Raw genomic sequence first — 18,243 nt, 5'->3', positions numbered from 1 at the left:
CAATGGCAAATGAAACGGTTTTGCGCAATGCCCGCATCGTGCTTTCCGACGATGTGATTCTCGGTTCCCTGCAATTCGTGGATGGCAGGATCGCCGATATTTCCGCCGGCGCATCCGGTATCGGTGAGGATATGGAGGGCGACTTTCTCACGCCGGGACTGGTCGAACTCCACACGGATCATCTCGAAGGGCACTATGCGCCGCGTCCGAAAGTGCGCTGGAACCCGATTGCCGCCGTGCAGGCGCATGACGCCCAGATTGCCGCCTCCGGCATCACGACCGTATTCGATGCCCTGCGCATCGGCTTCGATGACGAAGCCGAAACGGGTATCGATGATATGCGCAAGCTGTCGGCGGCAATCGCCGAGGGCCGCGATGCGGGCCGCCTGCGTGCCGATCATTTCCTGCATTTGCGCTGCGAGGTTTCGGCGCCGGACTGCCTTCCGGCCTTCGAGCAGTTCGGCAATCAGGCGCTGGTCAGGCTGGTATCGCTGATGGATCACGCGCCGGGGCAGCGTCAGTTCACGGATATCGAAACCTACAAGACCTACTTCATCCGCAAGCTGAAATTTTCGGAAGAAGAGTTTCGGCTCTATTGCGAGAAGCGTATCGGGCAGTCCCGGCAATATTCCGCCCCCAACCGCAAGGCGATTGCTGACCTCTGCCACCGGCGCGGGGTCATTCTGGCAAGCCATGACGATGCGACGGCGGACCATGTCGCGCAAGCGCAGGCGCAGGGCATACGCGTTGCCGAATTTCCCACGACGCACATGGCTGCGAAGGCGTCGAAGGGCGCTGGCATGTCGGTGCTGATGGGCGCGCCGAATGTCGTGCGCGGCGGCTCGCATTCGGGAAATGTTTCCGCGCGCGAGCTGGCCGAAGCCGGACATCTCGACATCATATCGTCGGATTATATCCCGGCCAGCATGATGCAGTCGGCGTTCTTTCTCGCCGATGTTGTCGACAATATCTCGCTGCCGCAAGCCATTCGTCTGGTTTCCGCCAACCCGGCTCAGGCCGTCGGGCTGGAGGATCGCGGCGAGATCGTCCAGGGCAAGCGGGCCGATGTGGTCCGGGTGCAGATCGCCGACCATGTTCCGATCATCCGCACCGTCTGGCGGGAAGGACGGCGGGTCATCTAACCCACAGCGATTGGCGTGGTCGGTTCCAGCGCCAGCCTGCCGTTATCCAGAATATCGAGCTGGAGATAGCGATAGCTTTCGATGCTGAGATGGGATGTTTCCGGCGAATGCGGATGCGTCGCCGTCACCACGACCACGCTGGCGCCTGCGGTTTCTCCCGCAACGATACCGGCTGGCGCATCCTCGAACACAAGGCAGTTGTGCGGATCGAAGCCAAGCCTTCTGGCGCCAAGCTGGAAACATTCGGGGCTGGGCTTGCCGCGCTCCACATCTTCGGCGGAAACGATGGTCTTCGGCATCGGAAGTCCTGCCGCTGCAACGCGGCGCATCGCCAGTTCAAGCGGGGCTGACGTGACGATCGCCCAACGGTCTTCAGGCAGTGAACTGAGAAAGTCATAAGCGCCGTCGATGGGGGCGATCCCGTCCAGATCGGCCATCTCGGCCTGGAGCAATATTTCCGCCTCGCGGATTGGATCCACGCCCGGTAGCGCCAGGCGGCGCACCGTTTCGACTGCCCGGACGCCGTGAATGGTCGGCAGAAACGTGACCGGATCGATGCCGTGGCGTATCGCCCATTCGCTCCACACCCGCTCGGTCGCTTCGATGGAACTCAATATCGTGCCGTCCATGTCGAACAGAAACGCATCGAATGATTTGCCGAAGGGGGAAAAGGAGGTCACGCCGAATGTCCTTGAATTGCGCAGATGAGAATCGGAAGAATGCTACCGCACGCGATCATAGTGCCTATTTGGCGAGAAGACAGTATCGTGCACCCAGACTTGTTGCATCGGGTATGAAAATTCGCGTTCGTTCACTATATTGAGCGCAGGCGGCCGCAATAATGGCAAAACTTGAACATTTCGATCAATTGTGGCTTTTGGCACCCATCCGAATGTGAACACATGTCGAAAGCGTTGATTGCGGCTGGACCGCATTCTCAGGATTGTCGTATAAATGACTGAAATAAAATCAAAAACCTGTAACTATCCTGATGTTCGCTTTGCCGTTGCGCCCATGATCGACTGGTCGGACAGGCATTGCCGCTATTTTCACCGGCTCTTTTCCGGACGCGCATTGCTCTACACTGAAATGGTGGTGGCGGATGCCATCATCCACGGGCCGCGTGACCGGTTGCTGGGTTTCGATGCGGCGGAACATCCGGTGGCGTTACAGCTTGGCGGTTCCGACCCGGCGAAGCTGAAAGAGGCAGCCAGGATCGGCGCCGATTACGGCTATGATGAAATCAATCTCAATGTCGGCTGCCCGTCGGACCGCGTGCAGTCCGGCACATTCGGAGCCTGTCTCATGCAGACACCGGATGTCGTGGCGCGTTGCGTTTCAGCCATGAAGGAAGCCGTTTGCGTGCCCGTTACCGTCAAATGCCGTATCGGCGTTGACGATCAGGATGTGGAAACGGCGCTCGACACCCTGGCCGATATGACGCTTGCCGCTGGCGCCGATGCGCTTTGGGTCCACGCCCGCAAGGCCTGGCTGAAAGGATTGTCGCCCAAGGAAAACCGCGAGATTCCGCCGCTCGATTATGATCGCGTCTATCGGCTCAAGGAGCGGCTCGGCGATGTTTTCGTCGGCATCAACGGCGGGATCAATACGCTCGATGAAGCCGGGATGCATTTGCGCAAGGTCGATGCGGTCATGCTCGGTCGCGCCGCCTATCATAATCCGGAGATTCTGGCGGAGGTGGATGCGCGCCTTTATGGCGGCGAACCGGCGGATACTTCGATGGCCGATATCATTGACGCCATGTGCGCTTATAGTGATCGCCACATTGCGGCAGGCGGCAGGCTTTCGCATGTGAGCCGCCATATGGTCGGGCTCTTTACCGGCCAGCCGGGCGCGCGGCGCTGGCGGCAGATGCTTTCGACGGATGCCACCAGACCGGGCGCGACGAGCGACGTGCTGCGTGAGGCCTATGCCGTTGTGACAGAAGCGGCGGCAGAGGCTGCTTAGAGCGCATCCCGAAAAGTGCGAAGCGCCTACGCAGGGAAATCAGTCCACTGGACTGATTTCTTATCCTGCTTCGATCGGATAAGATGCGCGTCAAAACAAAGAAATAGAGCGCATCCCGAAAAGTGGGAAGCGCCTACGCAGGGAAATCAGTCCACTGGACTGATTTCTTATCCTGCTTCGATCAGATCGGCGCTCTAATCAATCAGAATAAGCTGGTCGCCGCGCACGGTGAAGCCGCGGAGCGTTTGCAGAAAATTCATGCCGAGCAGGCTGCCGGTCATCAGGCCTTCCTTCGTCACCATGGCGCGCACATTCTGGCGTTCAATATCGCCGATCTGCAAGGTGGCGAGGGTGATGGTGGCGGCCCGTGCCGTGCCATTGGCGGTCATGATCGGAACGGAATAGTCGAGCGAGGCGGTGTCTATGCCTGCGCGCTCGGCATCCTGCTGTGACAGGACGACCGAGGATGCGCCGGTATCGACGAGAAAATGAACGCGGGCGCCGTTCACGCGCCCATTGACCTCGAAATGACCGTTCGCCGCCTTGGCAAGCGTGACGGTCAGGGTGCCATCGGCATTGCGGCCTGAAATCGGGCTTCCGGGGATCAGCCCGGCTGTGACGCGGCTTGCGACGTCCTGCAATTCATAGCGATATTGATAGCCTGCAACGAGGCCGAGAATGATCACGGCCCACATGGCCATGTTGCGCGCAAAGTCGGTCAGCCTGATGCCGGAGCCGAGCAGGCCGGCGGCAAGAACGACGCCCCATATGCCGAGATAGGCCGCGCGGGCAAACATGTCATTGTCCACGCCCAGCGTCGCGCCGCTGTCATTGTTCGACATCAGCAGCAGGACGACAATCGCAAGCGCTGCAATAATGAGCCAGAAAAAACGCCCCATCAGCCAATTCTCTTTTCAACAATGATTTCATGCCGGTCGGCGAGAAGCGCCCACACGGCCGATCGCTCGTCCGCATCCATGCTGGACCAGCGTGCGATTTCATCCAGCGTCCGCGCGCAGCCGAGGCAGAAGCCGGTTTCCGGATCGATCGTGCAGACAAGGATGCACGGGGATGCGATGGTTGTCGTGTCCATGGATGCAATGTGGTTGCGTCACAGCGCCATGACAAGCCCGGCGAGAACCGCAAGGGCACTGATCTGCTGCGCCGCCCCCAGAGTATCGCCCGTCTGTCCGCCGATTTTTGCCATGCAAAGCCGGGCAAAGCCGAACAGCAGAACTGTCACCAGCACCAGCGCATCGATGAGCGCGAGAAGACCGCCCGCTGGCAGGAGTGTGACGACAAGGATGGCCAGTCCGATCCCGAAACCGCAGACGACGGTTTCCCATTGCGGCTGGCCGACGCTGTCGGAAAGCCCGCCGGGACGCGCCGAGGGCAGGGCGTGCCAGAATGCCAGCAGGCCCGCGCGGCTTGCCGCTTCGCAGCCGATCAGCGCAAGCACCGCATGGCCTGCGCCCGCACGGTCGATGATCGCCATCAGCAGGGCGACTTTGAGGCCGACAAAGACGATCAGCGTCAGCGCGGCGAACGTTCCGATGCGGGAATCCTTCATGATGTCCAGCCGGCGATCGGGGGAAGACGCTCCGAAAAAACCGTCGGCGGTGTCGCCGAGGCCGTCTTCATGCAGCGCGCCGGTCATTGCCGCCAGCGCCCCAATGGCAAGCAGCGCGCAGGCAAGGGGCGGGAGGTTCAATCTGTCGGCCATGAAAAGCACAGCACCGGCCAGCAGGCCCAGAACCGCACCTGCGAGCGGAAAGGCGCGGGCATTGCGCGGCAGCGAATCATCGCCATTCCGGAACCAGCTTCGCGGCAGCGGCAGGCGGCTCAGGAAGCCCAGGCACCGGATCATATCGCCAATGAGACTATTTCGCTGCAAGTGACTGTTCCACCTTGTTTCCCGAGCGGCGTTCTCGCGATAATTCGCCTCAATATTGCTTCAGCTCAAAGAGGTGATTTGAAAATTCGCGTCAGTGCTTATAGGACGAGCCCAACGAATTTACACCTCCCATGATTGATTGGACTGAACCTATGAGCGCCAGCGGCCTGCCTTTCGACGATTTCCGAGAACTGATCCGAAATCTGCCGGGTCCCGACCTGGGGGCGGAAAGGGCGGTTCGCGAGCGTGAGGCGACACTGACCAAGCCTGCCGGTTCTCTCGGCCGCATGGAAGAGATCGTGGCATGGCTTGCCGCATGGACCGGCAAGCGCACGCCGCAGATCAACCGTCCGCTGGTCGCCGTGTTTGCCGGCAATCATGGCGTCACAGCCCGGAACATCACCCCGTTTCCGCCCAGCGTGACGGCGCAGATGGTCGAGAATTTCGCTGCCGGTGGCGCGGCCATCAACCAGATCTGCATTGCCAACGATCTCGGGCTGAAGGTTTTCGATCTGGCGCTGGAACATCCGACCGGCGACATTACGCAGGAACCGGCCATGGATGAGCGCACCTGTGCGGCGACCATGGCTTTCGGCATGGAAGCGATTGCCGGTGGAACCGATCTCCTGTGCATCGGTGAAATGGGGATCGGCAACACCACGATTGCAGCGGCAATCGCGCTGGCGCTCTTCGGCGGCACGGCGGAAGACTGGGTCGGGCCGGGCACCGGCTCGACGGGTGAACTGCTTGAGCGCAAGCTTGCCGCCGTTCGTCAGGCCGTTGCGCTTCATCAGGCGCATCTCGGCGACCCGCTGGAAGTGTTGAGCCGCCTCGGCGGGCGTGAAATCGCCGCCATGGCTGGTGCAATTCTTGCCGCGCGCATGGAAAAAATTCCGGTCATCGTCGATGGTTTTGTGGCAAGCGCTGCCGCCGCGGTTCTTTATGCCGCCAATCCGGAAGCCATCGATCATTGCCTCTTCGGCCATGTTTCCGCCGAGCCGGGCCACCGCAGGCTTCTGGAAAAGATGGGCAAGGAGCCGCTTTTCGATCTTGGAATGCGCCTTGGTGAAGGAACGGGTGCCGCGCTCGCAGCCGGCATCGTCAAGGCGGCGGCGCTCTGCCATGCCGGCATGGCCACATTCGAACAGGCTGGCATATCCGGCTCGAAATAATGCCCGCAGGCATCCTCGAAAAAAGCCCGCTCTATCGCGGGCTTTTCTTTTAAATCAAGGGCTTATAAGCCTCAGTTGTTTTCCTTGTCGAGCACCATGTAATCGAGCGGCAATTCGGTGGTGTACTTGATCTGCTCCATGGCGAAGGATGAGGACACGTCGCGGATTTCGATCTTGCTGATGAGGCGCTTGTAGAAGGCATCATAGGCGGCGATATCCGGCACGGCCACGCGCAGCAGATAATCGACATCGCCGCTCATGCGGTAGAACTCGATCACTTCAGGAAACTCCTGAACCACTTCGGAAAAGCGCTTCAGCCATTCATGGCTGTGGGAGCTTGTGCGCACCGAAACGAACACCGTCACCCGCGCATTGACGCGGACCGGATCGAGAATGGCCACACGGCGCTTGATGACGCCGTCTTCCTCGAGTTTCTGGATGCGGCGCCAGCATGGCGTGGTGGAAAGGCCAACCTTCTTGGCAACGTCCGCCACCGCCAGTGTCGCGTCTTCCTGCAATAAGCGCAGTATCTTCCTGTCGAGCCTGTCCATGCGTTTCCGTTCCCGGTTTTAGAAATCGTTTCCCGAACTATGCGAATAGATGAAACGTCATACCTTATGGTTCGCAACGATGCGAAGTTACAGGAAAAATATTCTGATGAAAACGAAGGGAGTAAAAATTATTTGCCGTCGCCCGTCAGGTCCCGGACTTTTGCCTGGAGAACGGGCACGACTTCTGCGTCGAACCACGGATTGCGCTTGAGCCAGCCGCTGTTGCGCCAGGAAGGGTGCGGCAGGGGCAGGGCTATGCGCCCGGCTGCGTTCGGGGTTTCCATGAAATGCCGCCAGTTCCTGACGGTTTCCGTCAGATTGCGGCCCCGATAATCGGGCAAATGATAGGCAAGGGCATATTGCCCGACGACCAGCACGAATTCCAGCTGCGGCATGGCCGCGAAAACGCGGTCGTGCCAGGTCCGGCGGCATTCGCGGCGCGGCGGAAGATCGCCGCCATGCCTGTCATAGCCGGGAAAGCAGAAGCCCATCGGGACAATGGCAAAGCGTGACGGGTCGTAAAACGCCTCGCGCGATACGCCCAGCCATTGGCGCAGGCGATCCCCGGACGGGTCGTTGAACGGCAGGGACGTATTGTGCACGCGAATGCCGGGGGCCTGGCCGCAAATGGCGATCTTCGCCGTGTCCGAGACGATGCAGACCGGATTGGGCTCATGCGGCAGGGGCGGCGGAAATTCAGGTGTGTCGCGGCAGATACGGCAGGCCCGGATCGAGCGACTGAGCGCGTCTGGTTTTTCCATGAGGTCTATCGGCGCATTCCATCGGTTGCGGGGCGGGGTCATGTCGAGGAGCATTCGAACATGCTCTCTTCTATATAGGTGAATGCGGCGCCGATTACAGCCAGCGGCGACGGGCTGTCGACGGCTGTGCGTTTTCCGGATCGCGGTGTTCCCTGCGCCATTGGGAGGGCCGCTGGAACTGTCCGGCCCAGATGCCGCGCTTGTTGCGCCGGGCGTCGCTTTCCTCGCGCTGATAATCGCCATAGGAGACGGCCCAGCCCTGTTCGACCATCCACCGGTTGAGGTCAATTTCTCCCAGGTAACAACGCGCCAGATCGCGATTGTACTGATCGCGTCCTTCCTTCTCGCACCGAATCGCTGCCCGTCCAATTCTTGCCCGCAATATGTTGCGAGCCTCCCTGCCGCAATAATAGGGCGTTGCCGCCCTGCTGCATTGCTGGCGCATCTCCGGCGCGTCGATGCCCTTGAGCCGTATATGTATGCGGTCCAGCACCACTGTATCGCCGTCGATCACATAGACCGGCCCGTTCAGGGCCTCCCTGGGGGCGGACCTGATCGGCAGATGGACAATCAGCAGGATGAGAAAAGAAAAAAGTAATATAGTCAATAAGATACTACGAAAACTTATGCTTTTGCCTTTGCGGGCCGGGCGATAGGAACGCCTGTAGGGACGGCGGTTTTTGCTCATTGGCGGCTTTCCGGCTCCCTTGGAATTCGTGGCATCCGTCATTTTATGATGAGAGTGTGATCTCGCGCCGCTCGCGTCAACATGGGCGGACTGTTGCGCGCAACAACAGTCGGTTTGTTGTCAATTAGCAACAGTCTTTACCGTTGCTTTAGGCTAGAAAGTGGCAAGGCGCATTTTGCCCATTTCCCGCCACAAACAGGCGTCACCGCTCATGGAAAGGCAGAAGCCGTCAAACGATTGCGAGCCGATAAGCTCCAGCAGGATAGGCAGAAATGACGAAGGGTGTGTTGTTGCACGGCAAACCGGATGGGAACAGGGCAAAGCTTGTTCACGCCGCCTTTGTCCGTCCGCGCGATGGCCGGGCTTTTTTCGGCCAAGATCGGGTCGCAGTCTTGACGAAAACAGCGTGCATTCTGTCTTTTATGATTGTTTCCTCCGAATGTGAAAGACCAGCGTTGTGATGCGTATCCGCAGTTTTTCATATAGCGCTCTTGCCATGGCACTCGGTCTAGCCATTGCCTGCAACAGCGCCTTTGCTTTCGACCTGAACGACAATTCCGAAAAGTCGAGAAGCCCGTTCGAACTCTTCAAGTTCGGCTTTTCCGCCTACAAGAACGGCCATAAGGACGAGGCGATCAAGGCGCTGCGCTATGCGGCGGATCGCGGCCATCAGGGCGCAAAGTGGAAACTGGCGCGCATGTATGCCGATGGCGACGGCGTGCCGGAAAACGACTACGAAGCCTACAAGATTTTCGAAAAGATCGTTCGCGAGGGCTCGGAGCCGGGCTCGGAAAACGATTCCTATGTGGCTGATGCCCTCGTCGCGCTGGCAGGCTATGTAAAGCGCGGCATTCCGGGTTCGCCGGTCAATGCCAATCCGGACATGGCGCGCAATCTTTATGTGCAGGCGGCCTCCAATTTCGGTGATCCCGAGGCCCAGTTCGAGCTGGGCAAGATGCTGCTCGATGGCGATGGCGGAGAACGCAATTCCGTTCAGGCGGCACGCTGGTTCCAGCTTGCGGCCAAGAAGGGCAATGCCGGTGCGCAGGCCATGCTCGGCAACATGCTGTTTCAGGCCGGCAAGACCGTGCGCGGCCTTGCCCTGATGACGGCTGCTTTCGAGCGCTGCCCGGCAGAGGATTGCTCCTGGATACGCGATATGCAGGAACAGGCATTCTCGATTGCCGGTGAAGCGGATCGCCGCAATGCGGTTGCTCTTTCCAGTAACTATGTCGCCAAGGGCGATTTCTGATCGACCTCTTGGGGCAGGCCCGTTTTCAGGCTGAAAGCCTTATCGTCACCGGCACATGATCGGACGGCTTTTCCCAGGCGCGGACGTGCTTTTCCACGTCGCTTGACAGGAAAAGATTGGCCGCTTCCGGCGACAGCATCAGATGGTCGATGCGGATGCCGTTGTTTTTCTGCCAGGCGCCGGCCTGATAATCCCAGAACGAATAGATACCGCCATCGTCGGTCGATGCGCGAATGGCATCGGTAAAGCCCAGATTTTCAAGCCTGCGGAAGGCCTGGCGCGATTGCGGCTGGAAAAGCGCATCACCGGTCCACAGGGCAGGGTTTCTGGCGTCTTCGGGCTCGGGAATGACGTTATAGTCACCGGCAAGCACCAGCGGTTCCTCAAGGGCGAGACGGTCTTTTGCCCAAAGCTCGAGCCGCTGCATCCACGAAAGCTTGTAGGGAAATTTCTCGGTATCGATCGGATTGCCGTTCGGCAAATAAAGCGAAACGACACGGATGACGCCCTTGTCCGTCGAATAGACGCCTTCGATGAAGCGCGCCTGCTCGTCGCCATCGTCTCCCGGAAGGCCGCGATTGACCTCATCGGGCGATTTTTTGGACAGGAGCGCAACGCCGTTGAAGCCCTTCTGGCCATGTGTTTCCACATGGTAGCCGAGCGCCTCGATCTCCAGACGCGGAAATTGTTCATCGACCGACTTGATTTCCTGCAGGCAGACGATGTCGGGCGAAGATTCCTTCAGCCAGTGCCGGAGGTTGTCGATGCGGGCTTTGACGCCGTTGATGTTCCAGGTCGCGATTTTCATGTCGCTATGATTATGCGCTTGGGAGGGTGAGGGCAAGCAGGGCGCAAACGCGCGCCACAGCTTTTCTCCCGCCGCAATTTCAATATCCGCTGATATTTCGACGCCGGACCCTTTGTATTGGCGGTTTTGCGTTCCTATCTGCTCTGGACAGGAGCCAAACAGGAGATATTCGAATGTTCGACGCCAAGAAACTTCTCGAACAGTTTCTGGGATCGCAAGTACCCGGTATGTCGGGAAGCGTCCGCGACAAGGCCGGGCAGGTGACAGACCTGGCAAAGAAGAACCCGCTCGCGACGGGCGCCATCGCCGCCGCCATTCTTGGCACCAAGACCGGGCGCAAGCTTGCGGGCAATGTGGCGACTGTCGGCGGCATCGCTGCGATCGCCGGGTTGGGATATCTCGCCTACAAGAACTACAAATCCGGCCAGGCGCCGCAGACGGCTGAGCAGCCGGTGGCGAAGGAACCGGAGCTTCTTCCGTCGCCGCCGGCCGATTCTCCCTTTCATCCGCAATCTCCCGCCATGAGCAACAGTTTTGCGCTGACGCTCGTGCAGGCGATGATTGCCGCAGCCAAGGCCGACGGCCATATCGACGATGCCGAACGCGCGCGCATCATGGAAAAGGTGAAGATTTCCGGTCTTGACGATGAGGCGGAGGCATTTCTTGAAAAAGAGCTGGCCGATCCTGTCGATATCGCTGTTCTGGTGTCGGCTGCGCAGACCGAGGAGCAGAAGGTGGAGCTTTATACGGCCTCACGCCTTGCAATCGACCCCGACAACCGGGCCGAGCGCGGCTATCTGGATATGCTGGCCGGTCGTCTCGGCCTGCCGGATGCCCTGGTGGACCATATCGAGGCGACGGTTGCCTCGGTCAAGGTCTGAGTCCAGTCATTTCCGGCAATCATGAAAAAACCGGCTGTCGATTGGCAGCCGGTTTTGAATTGCTCTCAAGCGCCGATCAGATGGCGAAACTGGTTCCGCAGCCGCAGGACGAGGTTGCGTTCGGATTGCGGATCTGGAACGACTGTCCCATCAGGTCGTCGACGAAATCGATTTCCGAACCATCCATATAGGGAACCGAAATGGAATCGATCAGCACCTTGGCGCCCAGCTTCTCGATGACGATGTCGTCGTCGGTCTGCTCGTCGACCAGATCGTATTTATAGGAAAAACCGGAACACCCGCCGCCTTCGACAGAAACGCGAAGGGCAGTCTTTCCCGGTTCCGATCCGAGAATCTTGGCGATCCGCCTTGCTGCGGAATCTGAAACGGTAATGCCTGTCATCTGCCTTGTTCCGTTTGCAATTGCGAATATCGGGCCGGGTGATTTCTCCAGATTTCCGATAGTCGCATACTTGCCTTCATGATGAACTGATAGCTATGAACGCGAACCGGGGAAGTCAATGCTCGCAACAGTATTGTGTTATCATATTACAGTGAAGGATGCATCGCAATGTCGCTGGAAGGAATAGGCTTCGGTTATCGCGAACGCGCGCCCTATGCCTGCGATCCCGCACGAAGCCGCGGCCGTCTGGTGCCGGAGCCGGAAAGCCCGACCCGCACGCCGTTCCAGCGCGACCGCGACCGTATCATCCATTCCACGGCGTTTCGTCGCCTGAAGCACAAGACGCAGGTTTTCATCGCGCATGAGGGTGACCATTACCGCACGCGGCTCACCCACACGATAGAGGTCGCCCAGATTGCGCGCGCTTTGGCGCGTGCGTTGCGGCTTGACGAAGATCTGGCCGAGGCGGTGGCGCTTGTCCACGATTTCGGCCACACGCCTTTCGGCCATACGGGTGAGGAAGCGCTTAACGAACGCATGAAGCATTTTGGCGGGTTCGATCACAATGCGCAGTCGCTCAGGATCGTGACCAAGCTTGAACATCGATATGCCGATTTCGATGGGCTGAACCTTTCATGGGAAACGCTGGAAGGTCTGGTCAAGCATAACGGGCCTTTGCTGGGCCCCCATGCAACGCATCCGGATATTGCCGTTCCGTTGCCGATTCTCGATTTCAACGAACGCTATGATCTGGAATTGACGCGCTTTGCCAGTCTGGAAGCGCAATGCGCGGCCATTGCCGACGATATTGCCTATAACGCCCATGATATCGATGATGGCTTGCGGGCCGGGCTTTTGAGCCTCGATGCGCTGGATGAGGTGCCGTTGACGAAACGCCTGCTCGATCTTGTGCGGGCGCGTTATCCCGATCTCGATCCTGTTCGCACCGGCCATGAACTGGTGCGCAGGCAGATCACCATCATGGTGGAAGATGTGATCGGGGAGGCCCAGCGCCGCCTGGCCATGGCAAAGCCGCAAAGCGTGGAAGAGGTGCATGGCCAGTCGCGCGCGCTTGTGGCTTTTTCCGATGCCATGCGCGCCGATGAGAAGGTGCTGAAGCGGTTTCTGTTCAAGAACCTCTATTTCCACGACAGCGTGGTGGTGCGCAGGCATGCCGCCGACAAGATATTGCAGGATCTTTTCGATGCCTGTTTTGCCGACCCGTCGATTATGCCGCCGGAATGGCAATCGGGCTGCGAGACGCTCGATGAAGCGGCGCGGGCGCGGCGGGTTGCAGACTATCTGGCGGGGATGACTGACAATTATGCCGTGCGAGAACACCGACGATTGTTTGACCGCACACCCGATTTAGCTTAATCGGGGCCAAACGAAGCGGCATCTATCGGCGGACGGGCCGGGTTCCGCAGGGAATTTAAAGCATTTCCAGCAAAAGTGCGAAGCGGTTTTGCGTTGGATAATGCGACGAAACAAAGCATTTCCGGCAAAAGTGCGAAGCGGTTTTGCGTAGGATAATGCGGGAAACAAAGCATTTCCAGCAAAAGTGCGAAGCGGTTTTGCGTTGGACAATGCGATGAAACAAAGCATTTCCAGCAAAAGTGCGAAGCGGTTTTGCGTAGGACAATGCGATAGAACAAAGCATTTCCAGCAAAAGTGCGAAGCGGTTTTGCGTTGGACAATGCGACGAAACAAAGCCCGGCGTAAGCCTGACAGGACAGACCATGAATATCTTTGCAGATTTCGACGCACGTATCAAAAAGACGTTGCAAGATATTGATCTGAAACCGAAAGACGGTGGCGAACTTGATCTTTCGCGCATCGGTGTCGAGCCGCCGCGAGACGCTTCCCATGGCGATATCGCAACCAATGCGGCAATGGTGCTCTCCAAGGCTGTCGGCCAGAACCCGCGTGAACTGGCTGGCCGCATTGCCGACGCTCTTGCCTCGGATGCGGATGTCGAAACCGTCGATGTCGCCGGTCCGGGTTTCATCAATCTGCGTCTGAAGGCCACCTATTGGCAGCGCGAACTCTCCGCCATGCTGAACGAAGGTACGGATTTTGGCCGTTCAAAGCTTGGCGCCGGATCGAAGGTCAATGTCGAATATGTTTCGGCAAACCCCACCGGCCCGATGCATGTCGGCCATTGCCGGGGTGCTGTCGTGGGCGACGTTCTGGCCAATCTGCTGAAATTTGCGGGCTATGATGTGGTGAAGGAATACTACATCAACGATGCGGGCGCGCAGATCGATGTGCTGGCGCGCTCCGTCATGCTGCGTTACCGCGAGGCGCTGGGTGAGGATATCGGCGAGATTCCGTCCGGTCTTTATCCCGGTGACTATCTTGTCCCGGTCGGGCAGGCGCTTGCGAAGGAATTCGGCACGAAGCTTCTGGAAATGCCGGAAGCCGAGGCGCTCGCTCTGGTGAAGGACCGCACGATCGACGCCATGATGGCGATGATCCGCGCCGATCTCGATGCGCTCAACGTGCATCATGATGTGTTCTTCTCCGAGCGCAAGCTGCATGTCGATCATGCGCGGGCGATTCGCAATGCGATCAACGATCTGACGCTCAAGGGCCATGTCTACAAGGGCAAGCTGCCGCCGCCGAAGGGCCAGCTTCCGGAAGATTGGGAAGACCGCGAGCAGACCCTGTTCCGCTCGACGGAAGTGGGCGACGATATCGACCGTCCGCTGATGAAGTCCGACGGGTCTTTCACCTATTTTGCCGGCGACGTTGCCTATTTCAAGGACAAGTACGACCGCGGCTTCAACGAGATGATCTATGTGCTGGGCGCCGACCATGGCGGCTATGTCAAGCGTCTGGAGGCGGTTGCGAGGGCCGTTTCCGACGGCAAGGCCAAGCTCACCGTGCTGCTTTGCCAGCTGGTCAAGCTGTTCCGCGATGGCGAGCCGGTGCGCATGTCGAAGCGGGCAGGCGAGTTCATCACGCTGCGCGATGTCGTTGATGAAGTTGGCCGCGATCCGGTGCGTTTCATGATGCTTTACCGGAAGAACGATGCGCCGCTGGACTTCGATTTTGCCAAGGTGACCGAGCAGTCGAAGGACAATCCGGTCTTCTACGTGCAATATGCGTCCGCCCGGTGCCATTCGGTTTTCCGTCAGGCCGCGGACCAGCTTGGCCTGGCCGATCTCGACCGGGTCGGCATGGCCGCGCATTTCGACAAGCTGACCGATGAGAGCGAAATCGCGCTCGTTCGCAAGCTCGCCGAATATCCGCGCCTGATCGAGGCTGCGGCCATTCATCAGGAGCCGCATCGGCTTGCTTTCTACCTTTATGACCTCGCCAGCGCCTTCCATTCGCAGTGGAATAGAGGCACGGAGAACCCGGACTTACGTTTTATTAAGGTTAACGATCCAGACTTGTCGCTAGCCAGGCTAGGGCTGGTACAGGTTGTTTCCGATGTGCTGACGTCCGGATTGACGATAATCGGTGCGGATGCTCCAACGGAAATGCGCTAGAGTATAGTTTGAAGGTGAAGGCCTTTTGAGACGGATTATACTCGAAGACTGGTCTCCGCGGCATGCGGACCGCGCAATGCGGACCGAGATGATTTCGGAGACCACTCGGCTGTCATAGGGCTTTTGACGTCGAAAGACTGATCGAAGGCAAAGGTTGGCAAGTCGAACAGGTGGAAGGCCAAAATGAATGCAAGTCATTGGTCTTCCGTCTGGCGCAGGAAACTTCCGTCAACTTTTGCCCACATTGCCTCGCTAAATAAGCAATGTATGGAGCCGTCTTGCGGCTTCCAGGGTTTGAGTTAGGAACACGCCATGACGGACAGCAGTGCAAATCCCCGTAATTACGGCGAGCGTCCGTTGCACGAAGACGATCCGCTGATGGAATTGTCGCGGATCATGGACTTCGGCACGCCTGCTGATGACCACGTCGCTTGGAATGAGCGCCGACCTGATTATTTTGAAGACAACCGAACCGATCCGGGCTTTGATCCATCGCTGGATCTGGAGCGCGAACTGCTGGGCGATTTCAATGATTATTCTCGGCCTGTGGACCCGTCACAGTTCGAAGCAACGCCGACGCACGGTGATTCCTATCGGGGTGACGAAGCGCTGATGCGCGAAGAGGAGCTTGCTTCGGCTCTGGAAGACGAGTTCGATCTTCAGATGGATGAGGATGCGCTCGAACCGGATGCGCCATCCTTCGAAACGCTCGCCTTCGAGGAAGTCGACCGCACCGAGCCTGTGCCGCAATTCGATTATAACGACTATTCGGCCGCACGCGATTCGCGCGGGGAAACCTATGCCGCATCGTCGTCGGTCCATGGCCGCCGCGAAACCGTCGAGCCCGTTCATATCGATCAGTCCGATTATGATCCGACGATCTATCAGCCGGCGATCGAGCCGCAGGAAGAGGCTTATTCCTCCGCCCACGGCCCCGAAAGCGATCATGACTGGAATGTCGAGGCCGCAGAATCGGCGGCGCCGTCCTATGTTGCTGCCGCTTCGCCGGTGTCGCTTGAGGACGAATTGGAAAATCTTCTTTTCGGCGACGACCCGCAGCCAATGTCGCGCGAAGACAGCTATTCCCCCCAGCTGGACGCGGCTGTAGACGCCGCCGTCAGCCACGATGCTGGTCCGGTGCAGGGGCTGGATGATCGGGATGAGCCGGAGCTTGACGATACGCTCTATCGCGATGCGCCAGAGGCTGCCGCGCCGGTACAGGCTTATGCGCAGGCCTATGTGCCGCAGGCCGTCCCTTCCGGATATCCATATTACACGCGAAGCAATTTCTCTTCCGCAGCGCAGGGTGCAGCGGCGCCGCAGGCGGATCATGCGCCTGTTGCGGGGCCCGCATCGTCGCTCGGCGGCGAGGACGATTTCTCCTTCGAGGATGATTTTTCATTCGACGTCGAGGACGAATCGGTTCTGGCCACGACCGAAGCGACGGAGGACGATTTCTCTGATCTGGATGAGATCAGCCTGTCGGAAGACGATTTCGGTTTCGAGCCATCCGGCGATGTTTCCGCCATCGAGGAAGAGACCGATTTCAGCGAAGATGATTTCCTCACCGAGGACGATCTTGATCTCGATCTGGGCGCGGAAGCCGAAGAGGAAACCGCCGCTTATGCGCATGCGGTCCGCCCGGACGATGATTACCGGTCTTCACCGGCGCAGTTCCCGTCATTCGGAAGCGCTTATGCCGCTCCCGTCAGTGCCCCCGCGCCCGAAGTCGAAACCCTGAGCGTGGCCGAGGAAAAGGTCGAGCAGACCCATTCGCTCGATCTGCCGGACGTCGATTATGGTGAAGACGAGTTCAATGCCGGGCTGACGGAGCTCGAATCGGAATTCGCGGAAGTCTTCAATACGGTCGGGGTCGACGATCCGGCCAAGTCCGACGCGCAGAGCGAAGCCGACCGGGCCTTTGAGGATATATTCCGCGAAAGCGCTTCAACCTATCTGCCTAATGCGGGCGCCAGCATGGGCGCCGCAGTCGGCGCTGCGGCGATGGGCGTCGGTGCCGCGGCCGCATATGGCCGTTCGCAGGCGACCCCCCAGCTGGCTTCCCAGGCGACGCCTCAGCCGTCAGCGCAGCCGAAGGCTTCCAACCCGCTGGGCAATGAAGACGATTTCTACAACCATTGGGCAGCCCAGGGCGCGCAGACCCTGGAAGGCGGCGACTATGGCGAACGCGCCGCAATGCAGGCGGATGATGACCTTGGCGTTGCCGCCGAGGCCTATCGCAGTCGCCCGGTCCGTGGCCGTCGCGGCCTCATTCTGGCCAGCGTGGCAGGCGTCGCGGTGCTGCTTGGCGGGATTGGCTATCATTTCCTCGGCGGCGGCGGTTCCGGCGAGCCGGTGGTGATTCGCGCTGACAGCGATCCGATCAAGATGCAGCCGGAAAATCCGGGCGGTGCAACGGTGCCGAACCAGGACAAGGCCGTTTATGACCGCGTTGCCGGTACACTGCCGAACAATCCGGAACAAAAGTCGCTGATTACATCCGGTGAAGAGCCGGTGGACATTTCCGGCACGGATGACAGCGAGAATATGGCGGATAATGCGCCTGACGAACCACAGGTGGCGCACAATGCCCCTGCCGCGAACCACAACGCACCGCTGGTCCAGCCGCGTGAAGTGGAAACCATGATTGTTCGCCCGGATGGCTCCATCGTCCAGCCAACTCCGGCACCGGAGGAAGCCGCCGCGCAGCCTGCCGCGCCGGCGGGCGGGGATGAAATCGGTGCGCTGGCCGCTGGCGATGCGCCTGCGGAACCGGCTGCCCAGACGCCGGCACCGGCACCTTCTCCGGCCCCGCAGCCCCAGCCGGTTGCGCAAGCGCCGCATCTTCCTGTCCGCGCCCCGGTTGTGCCGTCGCGGCCTGCCGAACAGCCGGTCAACATCGTCGGCAATGTTCCGCAGCGCACGCAGCAGGCACCGGCTGCCGCACCTCAGATGGCCTCGGCTGCGGGGGCAGGCGGCTATTTCATCCAGATCGCTTCGCAGCCATCTGCTGAACTGGCGCAGAAATCCTATGCCAATATGGCCCAGAAATATGGCAGCGTGATCGGTGGCCGCAGCGTCGACATCAAGCGCGCCGATATTCCGGGCAAGGGCACTTACTACCGCGTCCGCATTCAGGGCGGCTCCAAGGAAGACGCATCCGCGCTTTGCACACGCCTCAAATCGGCTGGCGGCAGCTGCTTCGTGACGCAGTAATCGATAGTAA

General features: G+C 59.4%; 17 protein-coding genes. 8 read left to right on the top strand and 9 right to left on the bottom strand.

Features of this window, described 5'->3' with window-relative positions:
• The first annotated feature begins 2 nt into the window (after positions 1 to 2).
• Entirely contained in the window at positions 3 to 1,142 is a 1,140-nt protein-coding gene (locus AVM02_RS03605; RefSeq protein ID WP_411505659.1) for an alpha-D-ribose 1-methylphosphonate 5-triphosphate diphosphatase, read from the top strand.
• Here AVM02_RS03605 and AVM02_RS03600 read toward each other — a convergent pair.
• Complete coding sequence (locus tag AVM02_RS03600; RefSeq protein WP_411505658.1) at positions 1,139 to 1,822, bottom strand: HAD family hydrolase; 684 nt, start codon at positions 1,820 to 1,822, stop codon at positions 1,139 to 1,141. The genes AVM02_RS03605 and AVM02_RS03600 overlap by 4 nt on opposite strands.
• Before the next feature lie 274 nt (positions 1,823 to 2,096).
• On the opposite strand from AVM02_RS03600, the gene dusA reads away from it, so the two are divergent.
• The gene (gene dusA, locus AVM02_RS03595) at positions 2,097 to 3,110 is read left to right on the top strand and encodes a tRNA dihydrouridine(20/20a) synthase DusA (RefSeq protein WP_411505657.1); all 1,014 of its coding nucleotides are present in this window, start codon (positions 2,097 to 2,099) and stop codon (positions 3,108 to 3,110) included.
• A gap of 194 nt (positions 3,111 to 3,304) precedes the next feature.
• On the opposite strand, the gene AVM02_RS03590 is transcribed toward dusA, so the two are convergent.
• The 3 genes from AVM02_RS03590 to AVM02_RS03580 are packed head-to-tail and all read right to left on the bottom strand — an operon-like array spanning position 3,305 to position 5,004.
• On the bottom strand, positions 3,305 to 4,009 hold the full coding sequence (locus AVM02_RS03590; RefSeq protein WP_411505656.1) for a TIGR02281 family clan AA aspartic protease: 705 nt from the start codon (positions 4,007 to 4,009) through the stop codon (positions 3,305 to 3,307).
• Entirely contained in the window at positions 4,009 to 4,203 is a 195-nt protein-coding gene (locus AVM02_RS03585) for a DUF1289 domain-containing protein (RefSeq protein WP_411505655.1), read from the bottom strand. Before AVM02_RS03585 ends, AVM02_RS03590 begins: the two co-directional genes overlap by 1 nt.
• An 18-nt stretch (positions 4,204 to 4,221) precedes the next feature.
• Positions 4,222 to 5,004 carry an adenosylcobinamide-GDP ribazoletransferase gene (locus AVM02_RS03580; RefSeq protein ID WP_411505654.1) on the bottom strand — a complete coding sequence of 261 codons (783 nt, stop codon included), beginning with the start codon at positions 5,002 to 5,004 and terminating at the stop codon, positions 4,222 to 4,224.
• 152 nt (positions 5,005 to 5,156) lie between these two features.
• Between AVM02_RS03580 and cobT the strand changes: the two genes are divergently transcribed.
• Positions 5,157 to 6,176 (top strand): nicotinate-nucleotide--dimethylbenzimidazole phosphoribosyltransferase, encoded by a 1,020-nt coding sequence (cobT, locus tag AVM02_RS03575; protein WP_411505653.1) that lies wholly within the window; start codon positions 5,157 to 5,159, stop codon positions 6,174 to 6,176.
• Between the two features lie 71 nt (positions 6,177 to 6,247).
• Here cobT and AVM02_RS03570 read toward each other — a convergent pair whose 3' ends face one another.
• The 3 genes from AVM02_RS03570 to AVM02_RS03560 all read right to left on the bottom strand — a co-directional run bounded on the left by AVM02_RS03570 (position 6,248) and on the right by AVM02_RS03560 (position 8,176).
• The gene (locus tag AVM02_RS03570) at positions 6,248 to 6,727 is read right to left on the bottom strand and encodes an Lrp/AsnC family transcriptional regulator (RefSeq protein ID WP_183649979.1); all 480 of its coding nucleotides are present in this window, start codon (positions 6,725 to 6,727) and stop codon (positions 6,248 to 6,250) included.
• Positions 6,728 to 6,855: 128 nt separating this feature from the next.
• Entirely contained in the window at positions 6,856 to 7,497 is a 642-nt protein-coding gene (locus AVM02_RS03565; RefSeq protein WP_411505742.1) for a uracil-DNA glycosylase family protein, read from the bottom strand.
• Positions 7,498 to 7,582: 85 nt separating this feature from the next.
• Positions 7,583 to 8,176 (bottom strand): thermonuclease family protein, encoded by a 594-nt coding sequence (locus AVM02_RS03560; RefSeq protein ID WP_411505652.1) that lies wholly within the window; start codon positions 8,174 to 8,176, stop codon positions 7,583 to 7,585.
• A gap of 460 nt (positions 8,177 to 8,636) precedes the next feature.
• Here AVM02_RS03560 and AVM02_RS03555 point away from each other — a divergent pair, with 460 nt between their 5' ends.
• Positions 8,637 to 9,428 (top strand): tetratricopeptide repeat protein, encoded by a 792-nt coding sequence (locus AVM02_RS03555; protein ID WP_411505651.1) that lies wholly within the window; start codon positions 8,637 to 8,639, stop codon positions 9,426 to 9,428.
• 25 nt (positions 9,429 to 9,453) lie between these two features.
• Here the strand turns inward: AVM02_RS03555 and xth are convergent, their stop codons facing one another.
• Positions 9,454 to 10,236, bottom strand: coding sequence for an exodeoxyribonuclease III (gene xth / locus AVM02_RS03550; RefSeq protein ID WP_411505650.1), 783 nt, complete (start codon positions 10,234 to 10,236; stop codon positions 9,454 to 9,456).
• Between the two features lie 173 nt (positions 10,237 to 10,409).
• Between xth and AVM02_RS03545 the strand changes: the two genes are divergently transcribed.
• Positions 10,410 to 11,117: a tellurite resistance TerB family protein gene (locus AVM02_RS03545; protein WP_411505649.1), complete on the top strand. Its 708-nt coding sequence runs from the start codon at positions 10,410 to 10,412 to the stop codon at positions 11,115 to 11,117.
• Between the two features lie 76 nt (positions 11,118 to 11,193).
• Here the strand turns inward: AVM02_RS03545 and erpA are convergent, their stop codons facing one another.
• Positions 11,194 to 11,520, bottom strand: a complete 327-nt coding sequence (gene erpA / locus AVM02_RS03540; protein ID WP_411505648.1) for an iron-sulfur cluster insertion protein ErpA — start codon at positions 11,518 to 11,520, stop codon at positions 11,194 to 11,196.
• A 168-nt stretch (positions 11,521 to 11,688) separates the two neighbouring features.
• Here erpA and AVM02_RS03535 point away from each other — a divergent pair, with 168 nt between their 5' ends.
• The 3 genes from AVM02_RS03535 to AVM02_RS03525 all read left to right on the top strand — a co-directional run bounded on the left by AVM02_RS03535 (position 11,689) and on the right by AVM02_RS03525 (position 18,233).
• Positions 11,689 to 12,897 (top strand): deoxyguanosinetriphosphate triphosphohydrolase, encoded by a 1,209-nt coding sequence (locus AVM02_RS03535; RefSeq protein WP_411505647.1) that lies wholly within the window; start codon positions 11,689 to 11,691, stop codon positions 12,895 to 12,897.
• Positions 12,898 to 13,259: 362 nt separating this feature from the next.
• Positions 13,260 to 15,017, top strand: a complete 1,758-nt coding sequence (argS, locus tag AVM02_RS03530) for an arginine--tRNA ligase (RefSeq protein ID WP_411505646.1) — start codon at positions 13,260 to 13,262, stop codon at positions 15,015 to 15,017.
• A 312-nt stretch (positions 15,018 to 15,329) separates the two neighbouring features.
• Complete coding sequence (locus tag AVM02_RS03525) at positions 15,330 to 18,233, top strand: SPOR domain-containing protein (RefSeq protein ID WP_411505645.1); 2,904 nt, start codon at positions 15,330 to 15,332, stop codon at positions 18,231 to 18,233.
• Positions 18,234 to 18,243: the final 10 nt, after the last annotated feature.

The sequence above is a fragment of the Brucella anthropi genome (assembly GCF_046630315.1).
Taxonomy (GTDB): domain Bacteria; phylum Pseudomonadota; class Alphaproteobacteria; order Rhizobiales; family Rhizobiaceae; genus Brucella; species Brucella anthropi_A.
Note: the sequence above shows the minus strand (reverse complement) of the source record. Positions and strands in the feature narration are given on the sequence as shown.

What these genes read in the sequence shown, in the direction of transcription:
- AVM02_RS03605 (WP_411505659.1), top strand. Translation starts at nt 3, where the DNA reads ATGGCAAATGAAACGGTTTTGCGCAATGCCCGCATCGTGCTTTCCGAC.
- dusA (WP_411505657.1), top strand. Translation starts at nt 2,097, where the DNA reads ATGACTGAAATAAAATCAAAAACCTGTAACTATCCTGATGTTCGCTTT.
- AVM02_RS03590 (WP_411505656.1), bottom strand. Translation starts at nt 4,009, where the DNA reads ATGGGGCGTTTTTTCTGGCTCATTATTGCAGCGCTTGCGATTGTCGTC.
- AVM02_RS03585 (WP_411505655.1), bottom strand. Translation starts at nt 4,203, where the DNA reads ATGGACACGACAACCATCGCATCCCCGTGCATCCTTGTCTGCACGATC.
- cobT (WP_411505653.1), top strand. Translation starts at nt 5,157, where the DNA reads ATGAGCGCCAGCGGCCTGCCTTTCGACGATTTCCGAGAACTGATCCGA.
- AVM02_RS03570 (WP_183649979.1), bottom strand. Translation starts at nt 6,727, where the DNA reads ATGGACAGGCTCGACAGGAAGATACTGCGCTTATTGCAGGAAGACGCG.
- AVM02_RS03560 (WP_411505652.1), bottom strand. Translation starts at nt 8,176, where the DNA reads ATGAGCAAAAACCGCCGTCCCTACAGGCGTTCCTATCGCCCGGCCCGC.
- AVM02_RS03555 (WP_411505651.1), top strand. Translation starts at nt 8,637, where the DNA reads ATGCGTATCCGCAGTTTTTCATATAGCGCTCTTGCCATGGCACTCGGT.
- xth (WP_411505650.1), bottom strand. Translation starts at nt 10,236, where the DNA reads ATGAAAATCGCGACCTGGAACATCAACGGCGTCAAAGCCCGCATCGAC.
- AVM02_RS03545 (WP_411505649.1), top strand. Translation starts at nt 10,410, where the DNA reads ATGTTCGACGCCAAGAAACTTCTCGAACAGTTTCTGGGATCGCAAGTA.
- erpA (WP_411505648.1), bottom strand. Translation starts at nt 11,520, where the DNA reads ATGACAGGCATTACCGTTTCAGATTCCGCAGCAAGGCGGATCGCCAAG.
- AVM02_RS03535 (WP_411505647.1), top strand. Translation starts at nt 11,689, where the DNA reads ATGTCGCTGGAAGGAATAGGCTTCGGTTATCGCGAACGCGCGCCCTAT.
- argS (WP_411505646.1), top strand. Translation starts at nt 13,260, where the DNA reads ATGAATATCTTTGCAGATTTCGACGCACGTATCAAAAAGACGTTGCAA.
- AVM02_RS03525 (WP_411505645.1), top strand. Translation starts at nt 15,330, where the DNA reads ATGACGGACAGCAGTGCAAATCCCCGTAATTACGGCGAGCGTCCGTTG.